This window comes from Shouchella miscanthi (genome assembly GCF_007725405.1).
Classification (GTDB): Bacteria; Bacillota; Bacilli; order Bacillales; family Bacillaceae_D; genus Shouchella; species Shouchella hunanensis.
The window spans coordinates 2,757,106-2,769,965 of the sequence record NZ_CP042163.1 but is presented as its reverse complement, the minus strand read 5'-3'; the positions used below and the strand labels follow the sequence as shown (position 1 = coordinate 2,769,965).

The 12,860-nt window shown below is 39.9% G+C and carries 13 protein-coding genes; 8 read left to right on the top strand and 5 right to left on the bottom strand.

Annotated features, from left to right (window positions below; all coding sequences use genetic code 11):
* Window positions 1-19: 19 nt before the first annotated feature.
* A complete protein-coding gene (locus FPV17_RS14050; RefSeq protein WP_144559282.1) occupies window positions 20-1,624 on the bottom strand; it encodes a peptide chain release factor 3 in 1,605 nt (534 codons plus the stop codon).
* A gap of 145 nt (window positions 1,625-1,769) precedes the next feature.
* On the opposite strand from FPV17_RS14050, the gene FPV17_RS14045 reads away from it, so the two are divergent.
* The 4 genes from FPV17_RS14045 to fabF all read left to right on the top strand — a co-directional run bounded on the left by FPV17_RS14045 (window position 1,770) and on the right by fabF (window position 4,597).
* Window positions 1,770-1,958 (top strand): ComZ family protein, encoded by a 189-nt coding sequence (locus FPV17_RS14045; protein ID WP_035395390.1) that lies wholly within the window; start codon window positions 1,770-1,772, stop codon window positions 1,956-1,958.
* Window positions 1,955-2,266: a hypothetical protein gene (locus FPV17_RS14040; protein ID WP_035395389.1), complete on the top strand. Its 312-nt coding sequence runs from the start codon at window positions 1,955-1,957 to the stop codon at window positions 2,264-2,266. Before FPV17_RS14045 ends, FPV17_RS14040 begins: the two co-directional genes overlap by 4 nt.
* A 110-nt stretch (window positions 2,267-2,376) precedes the next feature.
* Entirely contained in the window at window positions 2,377-3,312 is a 936-nt protein-coding gene (locus FPV17_RS14035) for a beta-ketoacyl-ACP synthase III (RefSeq protein ID WP_035395387.1), read from the top strand.
* Between the two features lie 43 nt (window positions 3,313-3,355).
* Window positions 3,356-4,597: a beta-ketoacyl-ACP synthase II gene (fabF, locus tag FPV17_RS14030; protein WP_144559281.1), complete on the top strand. Its 1,242-nt coding sequence runs from the start codon at window positions 3,356-3,358 to the stop codon at window positions 4,595-4,597.
* Window positions 4,598-4,618: 21 nt separating this feature from the next.
* On the opposite strand, the gene FPV17_RS14025 is transcribed toward fabF, so the two are convergent.
* The 3 genes from FPV17_RS14025 to FPV17_RS14015 form a co-directional block, all read right to left on the bottom strand.
* On the bottom strand, window positions 4,619-7,078 hold the full coding sequence (locus FPV17_RS14025) for a CBS domain-containing protein (protein WP_144559280.1): 2,460 nt from the start codon (window positions 7,076-7,078) through the stop codon (window positions 4,619-4,621).
* A 79-nt stretch (window positions 7,079-7,157) separates the two neighbouring features.
* Window positions 7,158-7,583: a hypothetical protein gene (locus FPV17_RS14020; protein ID WP_060703875.1), complete on the bottom strand. Its 426-nt coding sequence runs from the start codon at window positions 7,581-7,583 to the stop codon at window positions 7,158-7,160.
* A gap of 83 nt (window positions 7,584-7,666) precedes the next feature.
* A complete protein-coding gene (locus FPV17_RS14015) occupies window positions 7,667-8,260 on the bottom strand; it encodes a cell wall hydrolase (RefSeq protein WP_144559279.1) in 594 nt (197 codons plus the stop codon).
* A 379-nt stretch (window positions 8,261-8,639) separates the two neighbouring features.
* Between FPV17_RS14015 and FPV17_RS22230 the strand changes: the two genes are divergently transcribed.
* Window positions 8,640-9,293, top strand: a complete 654-nt coding sequence (locus FPV17_RS22230) for a CAP domain-containing protein (RefSeq protein WP_081762346.1) — start codon at window positions 8,640-8,642, stop codon at window positions 9,291-9,293.
* 43 nt (window positions 9,294-9,336) lie between these two features.
* Here FPV17_RS22230 and coaA read toward each other — a convergent pair whose 3' ends face one another.
* Window positions 9,337-10,287, bottom strand: a complete 951-nt coding sequence (coaA, locus tag FPV17_RS14005) for a type I pantothenate kinase (protein ID WP_052008184.1) — start codon at window positions 10,285-10,287, stop codon at window positions 9,337-9,339.
* Window positions 10,288-10,450: 163 nt separating this feature from the next.
* Between coaA and FPV17_RS14000 the strand changes: the two genes are divergently transcribed.
* The 3 genes from FPV17_RS14000 to FPV17_RS13990 all read left to right on the top strand — a co-directional run bounded on the left by FPV17_RS14000 (window position 10,451) and on the right by FPV17_RS13990 (window position 12,830).
* Entirely contained in the window at window positions 10,451-11,290 is an 840-nt protein-coding gene (locus FPV17_RS14000) for a DUF2268 domain-containing putative Zn-dependent protease (protein ID WP_035397078.1), read from the top strand.
* 41 nt (window positions 11,291-11,331) lie between these two features.
* Window positions 11,332-12,078 carry a YjbA family protein gene (locus FPV17_RS13995; protein ID WP_035397076.1) on the top strand — a complete coding sequence of 249 codons (747 nt, stop codon included), beginning with the start codon at window positions 11,332-11,334 and terminating at the stop codon, window positions 12,076-12,078.
* A gap of 275 nt (window positions 12,079-12,353) precedes the next feature.
* Window positions 12,354-12,830, top strand: coding sequence for a MarR family winged helix-turn-helix transcriptional regulator (locus tag FPV17_RS13990; RefSeq protein ID WP_035397075.1), 477 nt, complete (start codon window positions 12,354-12,356; stop codon window positions 12,828-12,830).
* The last annotated feature ends 30 nt before the right edge of the window (window positions 12,831-12,860 follow it).

The following is a 12,860-nucleotide window of genomic DNA, read 5'->3' as shown; positions in this document are numbered from 1 at the left end:
AGCCATTTGGCTGGTTTTTTTATTCAACGGTTTTCTTATAAAACGAGTTTTCATAAAACTGTAGGTTAGGGTATTTTTCCTGCGCTGTCCGCATTTGAAATTCATTTTCAAATAAAGCAACGATACGATCTTCACGATCTGTAACTAAATTTCGCTGTTTTTCTTTAAATACGCTCAACTCTTTTTCATCACCATCAATCCAACGTGCAAAAGAAAATGGCTGACGGCTCATTTGAATATCTACATGATATTCGCTTTTCAATCGATGTTCGAGCACTTCAAACTGAAGAACGCCAACAACGCCAACAATTTGTTGTTCAACGTATTTATTATACGTACGAAAGAGCTGGATAGCCCCTTCTTCTGTCAGCTGCTGTAGCCCTTTTTCATACGATTTATGCTTAAGCGCTTCTTTTACTGTGATAGCTGAAAAATGCTCAGGTGAAAAGTGTGGCATCTCGCTAAATTCAAATGAATCGCCTTCAACCAATGTGTCGCCAATCCGGAAATGCCCTGGGTCAAATAAGCCAATAATATCACCCGCATACGCCTCGTCTACAATGCTCCGACTTTGCGCCAAAAATTGTGTAGGCTGTGCAAGTTTCAATGGTTTATTCGTTCGGACATGCTTAACAGACATGCCTCGCTTAAATGTACCTGACGTTATCCGTAAAAACGCTACCCGATCACGGTGTTTGGCATTCATATTCGCTTGTACTTTAAATATAAAGCCAGAGAATTGTTCGCGTTCCATCGGATCGATCGTTCCAATAGAACTATCGCGCGGGCTAGGCGCAGGTGATAAGCTTAAGAAGTGTTCAAGAAAAGTCTGTACTCCAAAACTAGAAATAGCGGATCCGAAGAAAATAGGTGTGAGCTCGCCATTGTTAATTCGCTCTAAATCGTACTCATCACCAGCTACGTCAAGAAGCTCTAACTCTTCACGAAATTGCTGTACAAGCCCTTCGTCTTTAACAACTTCGTCAATTTTCGGATCATCTGGACCAGTGACGCTAATAATATCAATATCCTTCGGGTTGTTTGGGTTGTAGAGTTCTAAACGTTTATTTACACGATCGTAAACGGCTTTGAATGACTGGCCCATCCCAATTGGCCATCCCATTGGAAAAGATCGAATTCCTAGCAGATTTTCAAGTTCTTCCATTAGTTCAAACGGGTCTCTACCTTGTCGGTCCAATTTATTAATAAACGTAAAAATGGGGATACCGCGAAGCTTACACACTTTAAACAATTTCTTTGTTTGGGCTTCTACTCCTTTAGCGGCATCAATTAACATGGTTGCTGAATCAGCAGCAGTTAAAGTCCGATACGTATCTTCTGAAAAGTCTTCGTGTCCTGGTGTATCCAAAATATTGACATGGTAGCCGTTGTACAAAAATTCAAGTACAGAGCTTGTTACAGATATCCCACGTTGCTTTTCTATTTCCATCCAATCACTTGTTGCATGTTTCGCGTTCTTTCTTCCTTTTACAGTTCCAGCTTCACGAATCGCACCACCAAAAAGCAATAGTTTTTCCGTAAGCGTTGTTTTTCCTGCATCTGGGTGAGAAATAATCGCAAATGTGCGTCTTGAATTAATTTTATCTGTTAATGTTCCGTTCATGTTCATCCTCATTTCCAAACGTCGATTTACCTATTATAACAAGTTTTTCTTTCCGTTTCACTTTCCTTTTTTAGATTGGGGCAATTCACTTGCGAATCAAAATACAATCAGTTACGTTAAGAAAGATAAAAAGGAGGCTGTACAGATGACTGAACAAGAAAAAAACATGGCATTTATGCAGATTGCAATGAAATATGTGCCAGAGGCTAAAGAATTGTTAGAAGGAAAAGGGATTGAACTAGGATTTGACGATTTGCAGCCCATGTTAGCATTGTTTACCAAAGTGATGAATGAAGCGTATGAGTTAGGGCAGAAAGATAGCGAAGAAGCATGACACAGCCATTGCAGCGCTTTATGAAGCCGGTTCAGGAAGGGATTTCATACATAAAGAAAGGTGAGTATGATAAAGGACTAGAGACGATGGCGCCATTTATTGGCATGTTAGAGCAAGCGGATCACTTACCAATTCAAATCTTCTATTATTATGCAGTCGCTCAATTTAAAACAGGTCAAATCGAACCTTTTATGTCTTCGTATGAAAAAATAAAACAGCAAACGGCTGCAAATGAAGCGGAAGAGAAGATGAAAACAGATTTGGATAAATGGTTTGAGGCGCTGTTAAAAGGGCTAAATGACGTTTAAAAAAGGGTTCCATTCTAATTGAATAGAATTAGTACTAGACAGTTTCTTAAATTGTTTGCTAATATTAGTATCAGGTACTAATTTCTGTTCGATATGGAAGGGGAATATCCATGGCTAAAGCAGGCTTACTCGGTATGGGACGCTTTGTTCCTGAAAAAGTAGTTACAAATAAAGATTTTGAATCCTTTTTAGAAACGTCAGATGAATGGATTCGTACAAGAACCGGTATTGAAGAACGACGTTTTGCTGAAGACGTAGAAACGTCAGAAATGGCTTATCAATCAGCAAGAAAAGCCCTTGAATCGGCAGAAGTAAAGGCAGAAGAGATTGATTTAATTTTAGTTGCAACTGTTACACCTGACATGCCGTTTCCAAGTGTATCGTCGATTGTACAAAATCGCTTAGGGGCGACAAAAGCAGCAGCAATGGATATTAGTGCTGCTTGCGCTGGTTTTATATACGGAATTGCTACAGCACAACAGTTTATTGAAACAGGTGCTTATCAACATGTTCTTGTTATAGGCGTGGAGAAGTTAACAAAAGTAACTGATATGAACGATCGAAATACAGCCGTTCTATTTGGTGATGGAGCAGGTGCGTGTGTCGTAGGACCAGTCTCAGAAGATCGTGGTATCCTAGCATTTGACCTAGGTTCAGATGGATCTGGCGGCATGCATATTAATAAGAAAAATGAATTTATTGAAATGAATGGTCGCGAAGTATTTAAGTTTGCTGTTCGTCAAATGGGAGATTCATCCATTCGAGCACTAACGAAAGCTGGCTTAACAAAGGAAGATGTTGATTTCCTTGTTCCTCACCAAGCGAATATTCGAATTATGGAAGCATCTCGTGAACGATTAGAATTACCGAAAGAAAAAATGTCAGTCACCGTAAATAAATTTGGAAATACCTCATCCGCATCCATTCCAATGGCTATGGTAGAGGAACTTGAGGCTGGGAAAATTAAAGACGGTGATGTACTAGTGCTAGTAGGCTTTGGAGCAGGTCTTGTATGGGGTTCTGTTGCTTTGCGCTGGGGACGTTAATGAAAAGTTAGATTATTAAACGTAAATAAAGGAGCGAACTATAGTGGAGAAACGACGAGTAGTTGTTACAGGTATTGGTGCTGTTACACCATTGGGACTAAATGCAGCAAGCTCTTGGGAAGCCGCTATTGCTGGCAAGTCAGGGATTGGTTATTTAACAAGGATTGATGCGGAGTCTTATCCAATGAAAGTAGCTGCCGAAATTAATGACTTCGATCCAGCGGATTTTATTGATAAAAAAGAAGCAAGACGCATGGACCGCTTTACACAATTTGCCGTGGCCTCGGCAAAACAGGCACTTGCCGACTCGGGACTAGAAATAAACGATGATAATGCTGCACGTGTCGGTGTATGGATTGGTTCCGGTATAGGTGGAATGGAAACGTATGAAACACAGTTTCGGACATTACTTGAAAAAGGTCCAAGACGGGTAAGTCCATTTTTTGTGCCAATGATGATTCCTGACATGGCAAGTGGTCAAGTCTCCATTTTTACTGGGGCAAAAGGACCTAACTCTTGCTCTGTAACAGCATGTGCTTCTGGCGCAAACTCAATTGGTGATGCGTTTAAAACAATCCAGCGTGGCGATGCAGATGCTATGATTGCTGGTGGAAGTGAAGCACCTATTACAAACATGGCAGTAGCCGGATTCTCATCTGCAAAGGCCATTACAACGTCTGATAATCCGGAGAAAGCGTCACGACCGTTTGATGTAAATCGAAGTGGTTTTGTCATGGGTGAAGGTGCGGGAATTCTTATTTTAGAAAGCTTAGAGTCTGCGAAAGCCCGTGGAGCGAAAATCTATGCTGAGATCGTTGGTTACGGCTCTACTGGTGATGCACATCATATGACGGCGCCAGCACCAGATGGTGAGGGTGGAGCTCGTGCAATGGCAGCTGCAATTGCAGATGCTGGTTTAAAGAATGAGCAAATTAGCTACATTAATGCACATGGAACAAGTACGGATTTAAACGATCCTTATGAAACAAACGCGATTAAAACGGTGTTAGGTGACTATGCGTATAAAGTAGCTGTTAGCTCGACAAAATCGATGACAGGTCACTTGCTTGGTGCTGCAGGTGCAGTAGAAGCAATCTTTTCTGTTAAAGCAATAGAAGAAGGGATTGTCCCACCGACAATTAACTTAGAGGAACCAGACCCAGCGTGTGATTTAGATTATGTACCAAATGAAGCACGCAAAATGAATGTAGAAGCTGTATTAAGCAACTCATTAGGGTTTGGAGGGCATAACACATCCCTCGTCTTTAAACGCTTTGAAGAGTAGTAATAAAAACAAGCATGAGAATTAGCTCTCATGCTTGTTTTTTTTGCTTACCCATGCTAGCGCATCTGCTTTCGTTTTTATTTCTCCAGTTAACTGTCGTTTTTCAATGTCTAAAAGCCATGTTGAGAAGAGTGGACTCGGCTTAAACCCTAGTGCAATTAAATCTCTTCCAGTAACGAGAGGTGTTAGCATCTCTCGTGCATTCCGATACTGTGACAGCATCGAATTCTCTTTATTTGGTAGGGTAATAAAAAAGAAAATGGCGGCGTCCTTTACTGAAAAAAGTGAGCCATGTAAGTTGTCGAGAGAGGTTTCGTCTTGATAGTCTTCAATAAGTTGGATATCGGTTAAAAGCTTTTTAGTTAACTTGGTTAATGCGAATGCGTGCAGGGACTCTAACGAATGTTGCTCGTAAGCAATGGCGGCAATAGCCAAAAAAATGGATTCGTTAACACCTTCACGAAACAAGTGTTGAATGTGTTTATACGCATTTTCACTCATGTTTGCACCAAAGAAGATTTTCCAAACGTGATATTCATTAAGTGCTTTAAACAACCAAGGAAGCTGATCTTCTCTATGACTGAGCTCCAACTCATGATAAAGACGTTGCTTGCTAATAGTCTGGATAGCATGTCCCATTATCTTTGCCTGTTTTTTTGTTTCGTCGCCTAATTGGAAGCCTAGTCTTTTTGCAAAGCGAAGTGCTCGAAACAAGCGTGTCGGGTCTTCAATAAAACTTAATGGATGCAAAATGGAAACGGTTTTTGCTTGAATCTGTTGACGACCTTGAAACGGATCCAATATTTCACCAAAGCAGGACGCGTTAAGCGAAACGGCAATCGCATTTATTGCAAAGTCACGGCGAGCTAAATCATCCTTTATGCTAGCTGCTTGAACGTCTGGCAGAGCACCGGGTGTGCGATAGTGTTCCCTTCTTGCTGTTACAAGATCAATGGAAACGCTATGAATGATCCACGTGGCAGTCAAGAAATGATCGTGTTGTTGTACCTCTCCTCCAAATTGATTGGCGAGGGTACGTGCAAACGAAATCGCATCTCCTTCTACAACCAAATCAATATCCTTTGAAAGACGGTTTAAAATAAAATCACGCACAATACCGCCAACGATGTATACTTGCACATCTTGTGCATCAGCAAGCTCTCCAATTTTCCGCAAAAAGGTAAAGCGTTTCTCCCCGAAGTAGCGAGTGAGTTCGCTATCGCTGTAATGAGGCGGATGTTCAAATGGACTCGTAATGATCGAACTGCGAGTAATGATTCCTTCTAATGTTCCATCGCTCTGGCAAATGGGGATGCGACCAATTTCGTTTTCCATCATTACTTTTTTTCCTTGTTCAATTGAATCGGTTGCCTTTAATGTAAGAACTTTTTTAGACATGATTGATGCTACTAATTCAGTGCCTTGGTTTAAATCAATCGCCTTTTTAAGCTTTGCTGCTGTTAGCATTCCTATAACCTGCTTCCTATCATTCACAACAGGAAATCCCTTATACGGTAAGTGGTTACTTTCATGAAATACTTCCGCTACAGTAGAGGAAGCAAAAAAAGTTTGAACTGGCCAGTGCATAATAGAACGGATAGGGGTTTTAACTTGGATGCACGCTGTGAGCAAATGGCGTACGGTTGCATAGGCTTTAGCGAGTGGCTCGTTTCGACAAATGGCAGAAGCTGCATAATCATGCCCATTTCCACCTAACTGTTGCGCAAGAATTTGAATGGGAATGTCTGCACTCGTAGCGCGTGCAATCATATACGTGTGATGGTGCAGTTGGCAAAGAACAATGGTTGCATCTGGTGCATACAGGCTGTGAATTTCTTCTACTACCGTTGCGATATCGGCGATATACTGATCGGCTATACAAGTTGAAAAAACAATTCGTTTTTCTGCAATCGTCTGAATATCGACCGCATTAAAAAGTGTCTTGAACAAAGGGTGTTCGCCGGCATGTGCTTGTAAAAACTCCCGTATAACCGTTAAATCCATACCATTTTCATGTAAAAAGACCGCCGCTTTCATGTCGGCAATCGTAACAGTATCATTTGTAAGTCGATTTGTATCGCTATATAAGCCTAAGCCGAATAACGTAGCTTCTATAGGGGATACGGCGATTCCTTGATGAATAATTGGTTGGAGTAATAATGTAATATTTGCACCAGTAGCTTCTGATTGGTGGTGGTCAATATAAGAACGCTCGATTTCATTATTAACTAAAAAAGAGGCAACGCCCGCTCGCTCATCTGTGGAGCAATCGACATACGTAATAGCACTGACGTTACTCCAGTCAATCTGTTTATACGTGTACCAATCAAAGGAATCGCTGTAAAAATGTAAAAATTGTTTTACTCGCTCTCCTAGACTAGGTGGGAGCGCTAAAACGGCTTTAGGATCGAATTTATGCGCAGCTACTAACGAGGCGAGCCCGTCAAAATCAAGATTAGTATGGCTAACAATGAGCCTCATGTCACCACTCCTTTCATGCCCTAGGCGATTCACTTATCATATTAGTATAACAAAAAAACAGCGGTTTTAGCCGCTGTTCTTATCGGTAGGAGTCGATAACAAAGCCATCCTGAACAAAGGGTGTCAGCTTCGATGTTTCGTTAAACCCGTGAATGTGAGTTGCGAGAACTTTGATGTCATGCTGTTGATCATTGTGAAACGGGCTTGTCGATAATGAGTGAATGAACGGTTTGATTTTATGATAAAGAGTGTTAAAAATGTAGTGATTTTGCAAAAGATGAAGGGATTCATTCGGCAACGAATAGGCTCGTTTCGAAGGATTTTGCGCTTCTTTCTTATAAAAAGCGAAGCCATAACTGTAAATGTCGTTTTCAGAAACGGATCTTGCTGTTCGTAACGTAGGACTTGTTTTTGAGATACGTTTAATGGTTTCAACCCCTTGTGGTTCAAAACGGCTACTAAGAGCACCAGCCACCATTCGATCATAACGTGTAATCGTCTTCAATGTAATCACCTCTTTCGTTTATCCATACCCATATCTATGAAAAAAACACATTGCTTTTGCAGACAATGTGTTTTTTTCACTATTTATTTTGCAAAGACGTGGTTACCAATAACAATTGTTTGCTCTCTTGTAGCCACCCAACCACTTGTTGCGGTAGCAGGATTATAAAAATACAGGGACTGTTGACCTAACCCTCGATAAGCAATGGCTTCATTGACAGCTCGACGTGATTCTTCATCGGCATCGTTATGAATGGCACCATCTAATACAGGAGAAAAAGCATAGTGACCTGATGGTGTTACTTGATGAATCACATCATACATTGTATCAGGATAATCTTGGTGGTCGAGTCGATTGAGTAAAACAGTAGCTACCGCGACTTTTCCTTCATAGGATTCTCCTTTTGCTTCAGCATAAACGAGTTTCGCCATCCATTCACGATCGGAAGCTGTGATGGCTGTCGGAATGGTTAAGGTAGTTCCAGCTTCAAGCTGATTCGTTTGTAACTGATTAATTCGTTGGATAGAAGCTTGTGATACGCCATAACGTTCGCTAATTGTATACAGTGATTCTCCAGCTTGTACCGGATGCTTAATCGTTTTACCATCTATTGAAGTAGATGAAAACAAACTGATACCAAAAAAAGCAACGAATGAAAGAGTTATTTTTTTTAACATAACATGATTCACTCCTAGAATGTTTAGTAAAAAACGCACGATCTAACTTTAACAAAAAAAGAAGCCGTTGCACCTAGGAATGTTTTCCAATTAGTGAAGAGTATGATCGCAGTGGGTCTGTACCAAATATGACAAGTATGTAACAGATAAAACAAAGATTACAGCTTCATAACATTATCGACGCAATTTCCAGTTAAAAAAAGAAAAGTTGACAGCAAAAAAGACCTGTATTATCGAGCCAAAACCACTATTACAATTCATTTCAACATGGATACACATGAACATTTTTCCATCGTCTCAAAAAAAAAGCTATGCTAGGATTGCCATGTGCTCAAGTAATTGGGCAACGCAACTTGATCTATTTTAGGAGGATACTGGAATGAAGAAACTTGCGATTGCAACATTCGTAGCAACACTAGCTCTAGGATTGAACCACGTTGATCGTGCAGAGGCGTCAACAGGTCATCAATATAACACTGCACCAATACAATGGAGTGGCGATTGTTTTTCCTCAGCTCCATCATATGGTGATATAAATTGGTCTACTGGCGATTGGCAACAGCCTGAAGTAGAAGAAGAGGCACCAGAGTCAGAAACTGAAGTAGTAGAAGAAGAGTCAGATGCTAGTGAAGAGGTTGCTGAAGCAAGCGACGTTAGCGAAGAAGAGCAGCAAATGGTTGATCTTGTTAACTCAGCACGCGCTGAAAGCGGCTTAGCTCCGCTTGAAATTGATCAAGAGTTAACAGAAGTAGCTCGTGTGAAAGCTCAAGATATGATTGACAACAACTATTTTGCTCATGAATCTCCTACTTATGGTTCTCCTTTTCAAATGATGGACCACTTTGGTATTACATACCAGACAGCTGGTGAAAATTTGGCAGGAAATCAAACGGTTGAGCAAGCTCATACTGCTTTAATGAACTCTCAAGGTCATAGAGAAAATATTTTAAGTAGTAGCTATTCAGAAGTAGGAATCGGCATTGTTGATGGCGGTCCTTATGGAAAAATGTTCGTTCAATTATTTAAAGGGTAATGACAAAAACACCTTATTCCGTTTTAACGGAATAAGGTGTTTTTTATTTTCGAAGTTGAATGTGTTCAACCCGATGTTGCTTTCCTTTTGTTAAGATTAAGTCTGCGCGCAATCGTGTCGGCTTAATATTCTTCTCAAGATTTACACCGTTAATTGAGTGCCAAATCGATTTAGCCATTTCTGTTGCCTCTGCATCATTTAAGTTTTTGTAGCGATGAAAGTAAGAGCTTGGATCTTGAAAGGCAGTATTTCTTAGTAAGTGAAATCGTTCCACATACCAGGAAATAATGTCTTCCTCATCAGCATCAACATAAATACTGTAATCAAAAAAGTCAGATACGAATAGAGGCGGCATCCGTTTTCCTTTGCGGTTTACTTGCAAAACGTTAATCCCTTCAACAATGACAACATCAGGTTGAACGATTTTCTGTGTTTGAGCTGCTTCAATATTATATGTTAGGTGGGAATAGACAGGCGCTTCAACTTCATTTACCCCAGATTTAAGTTCAGTTAGGAATGAGATCAGGCGACGAATATCATAACTTTCCGGAAACCCTTTTCGTTTCATTAAACCTCTTTCTTCTAGAACCTCATTTGGATATAAAAAGCCATCGGTTGTCACAAGCGAGACAGTTGGTTGATTCGGCCACCTTTTTGCAAGTGCTTGAATTAAACGAGCCGTGGTGCTCTTTCCAACAGAGACGCTTCCAGCGATGCCGATAATAAAGGGAACCCGTTTTCGGCTCCTTTGTAAAAATTCATTCATATCTTGATGTAGTTTTACATTATGATACATTCGTTTGTAAAGTAATTCAGATAATGGCATATACACATCGTTTACTTCAGAAGCGGAAATCGTCTCATAAATTCCTTCTATCTCTTTTCGCTCTTGTTCCGTTAAATTTGAACGCAATCCTTTATTCAATGTGGCCCACTCTTTTCGAGTTAGCCGTGTAAAAGCATCTAGTGTTTTTGTCAGCTCATCCGTTGTCATATGGATCTCCTTTACGGCCAATTCTTAACATGTGTATGAGAAGCGTAGCATGGTCAGATCGGATAATCAAGATCGGAGTCTTTCTTGCATAGTGTAAATGAAAGCGTATGTTTTATACAGAAGTTTGTCCATTGGAGACGTAAGAAAGCATAAGGAGGAGAAGATGGCTGTTATTCGCACAAATAAATGGGGTGAAATGTTTTTAAAGCATGTTCGTGCTCAGAAGGACAGTGAATTAACGTATCAACGTTTATTTGCTCAACCGTTGCAGCCGCTTTTTCAGTTTGGAACGGATACGGAGCTGGCCATGTATTTGGAGAAAGTAGGTTTATTTACAATAAAAGATACAGATGCACTTTCTCTGTTTATTACTAAAAACTATTGGTCCGTTTTACAAGAAAAGTTTTTACAGCTAAAAGAGGCCTGGAATGGGCCAAATGTACCTGTATATCTTTTACTTGCCAACGAGCAATTAAAGAAAAGACAGACCGATGTGAAAGGTATGATGGGTCTCAGTTTTCAAAATGGCATTGTTTTAATTGTTCCGGAAACCATTGAAGCAAACGATCTTTTTGCCCTTTTAATTCATGAATATCACCATGTTTGCAGGCTGTCTCATACAAAAGAGAATGAAGAAACCATTACGTTATTGGAATCGATGGTAATGGAGGGATTGGCAGAGCTAGCTGTGAAGGAATGGTTAGGAGAAGCGTATTTAGCACCGTGGACTTCTTTATATGACAAGACATGGAACGATAAATGGGCGGTCATCTTTATTCATAAAAAGCTCCAATTAAAGGGCAGGAGAAGGTATAAGGATCATTTATATGGAAATGCCAAAAAGCACATACCCCCTATGCTTGGCTACTACTTTGGCTATCAATTATGTCAACAGGCTGCCTCTCATTTAAAAGAAGAAACGATTGGGCTTCTTACAACACCTGCAGAAAAAATCTATCGCTATGGATCTATAGAAAATGGGTTTAAGAACGATAAGCCATGACCATACTGTGATCAAGAACAAACTAGCGAGGAGGAAAAAGTATGGTGATGATGCGTGATGTTTGGGTTAACTGGTTTGAAGGTGAAGAAAACGGCTATAATGTGTGCGAGTTCCATGAGTGGCGAAGTGTAGATCGTGTTGAAGTGTTGGATCAAGTAAAACTAATCCGTGGAAGCAGCGATCTTTTTTCCTATATTGAAAATCAGTTGCTGGATTTACCACAGAACCTGTTAGATGCTGTGCATCAAAAGAGCTATTTAAGAAAGAACATGTCTCGTATTCAGTTAGACTACTGTTTTATCATAACAGATGGCACAAGAATTTTAGCGGTTGATACGATGGGATATAAAACACCGATACGAAAGAGCCGGTTAACGCCAAGGCAGGAACAGCTCGTCTACGATGCACTGAACGATCAAGAAGTTCAATATTTTGAATTATTGGCTCCTTTGCCTGACAAAGACTATCACTTATTGTCATTGAGCCCAAATGATTTACAAGGCTTAACAAGAAGTGAGCGTCAATTAAAACAATTATTGTTTATGGTATTGGATCAACTCTATACCACTGCTTCTGATGCTGAGCTGATTTATTGGTGTACGGAATGGGATCCAAATGCCTATGAACAATTGAAAAATAAGGCACGGGAAGATGTTTGGGCCTACTTATTAGATGGTGTAGGCGCAGGTTGGTCTACTGAACACTATCAGTTGTGCAAGGGGATGGTTAAGGGCCATACGTTTTTTGAAAAACTGTGGGAGCTTGAGCACCCTGAACGAGTAAAGTAAATCTTTTCTAAAGCGTTTTATTTACATCAAATCGGCTTTCTCTTATAATAATAATAAGTAAGAAGGAGGGGAAGTCGGTTGGATACAAACGATATGGCCTATTTAGTCATGCAAATCTTTTCAGTTGTTTTATTAGTCGGTACACTCGGATTGTCATTTTTTGTTGGAAAAGTATTGAAAAAGCAAAACGGCTATTAAACAAAAAAGAAGGGTTCCATAGTCGGAAGCCTTTTTTTCATCATGTTAAAAATGGATAGATAAAAGGATGTGGTGACTTGAAAAATACGCTTTTAGAAGCTATGGATGTCTTTAAAGATGTATTTTTTTATGGCCATCAAATAATTGAAGAAGAACTTTCGCATGAATTCAGGGAGCTTTCTCCTGAACAGCTTGCTGTACTAATTATAATTGATTTAACAGGACCATTAACATCAAAAGAGATTGCAGAATACCAACGGACACATAAAAGCGCAGTATCCAATCGATTGAAAAAATTACAACAAAAAAAGTTAATTCAATTTAAAGAGAGTGACAAAGATAGTCGCTTAAAATATGTTCATTTCTCAGAAGAGGGAAAAGCGAAAATGAAGGCGTACCAAGAAGAGGTACATACTTACTTTACCGCTTTGTTTTCAGATTTTGAGGCACAAGAAGTGGCTCAGTTTTATCAATTAATGAATAAAATTAGGGACAGATTGCGCCAATATAGCTCAGTGAAAATTAGCGAACACAAGCAATCGCTTGATAAATAGATCGATCGACACAGAACGCTTTCAATTAGA

What these genes read in the sequence shown, in the direction of transcription:
- coaA (WP_052008184.1), bottom strand. Translation starts at nt 10,287, where the DNA reads ATGACAACGGATGAGCTGACAAAAACACTAGATGCTTTTACACGGCTA.
- FPV17_RS14000 (WP_035397078.1), top strand. Translation starts at nt 10,451, where the DNA reads ATGGCTGTTATTCGCACAAATAAATGGGGTGAAATGTTTTTAAAGCAT.
- FPV17_RS14015 (WP_144559279.1), bottom strand. Translation starts at nt 8,260, where the DNA reads ATGTTAAAAAAAATAACTCTTTCATTCGTTGCTTTTTTTGGTATCAGT.
- FPV17_RS14045 (WP_035395390.1), top strand. Translation starts at nt 1,770, where the DNA reads ATGACTGAACAAGAAAAAAACATGGCATTTATGCAGATTGCAATGAAA.
- FPV17_RS13995 (WP_035397076.1), top strand. Translation starts at nt 11,332, where the DNA reads ATGGTGATGATGCGTGATGTTTGGGTTAACTGGTTTGAAGGTGAAGAA.
- FPV17_RS14035 (WP_035395387.1), top strand. Translation starts at nt 2,377, where the DNA reads ATGGCTAAAGCAGGCTTACTCGGTATGGGACGCTTTGTTCCTGAAAAA.
- FPV17_RS14040 (WP_035395389.1), top strand. Translation starts at nt 1,955, where the DNA reads ATGACACAGCCATTGCAGCGCTTTATGAAGCCGGTTCAGGAAGGGATT.
- FPV17_RS14050 (WP_144559282.1), bottom strand. Translation starts at nt 1,624, where the DNA reads ATGAACGGAACATTAACAGATAAAATTAATTCAAGACGCACATTTGCG.
- FPV17_RS22230 (WP_081762346.1), top strand. Translation starts at nt 8,640, where the DNA reads ATGAAGAAACTTGCGATTGCAACATTCGTAGCAACACTAGCTCTAGGA.
- FPV17_RS14025 (WP_144559280.1), bottom strand. Translation starts at nt 7,078, where the DNA reads ATGAGGCTCATTGTTAGCCATACTAATCTTGATTTTGACGGGCTCGCC.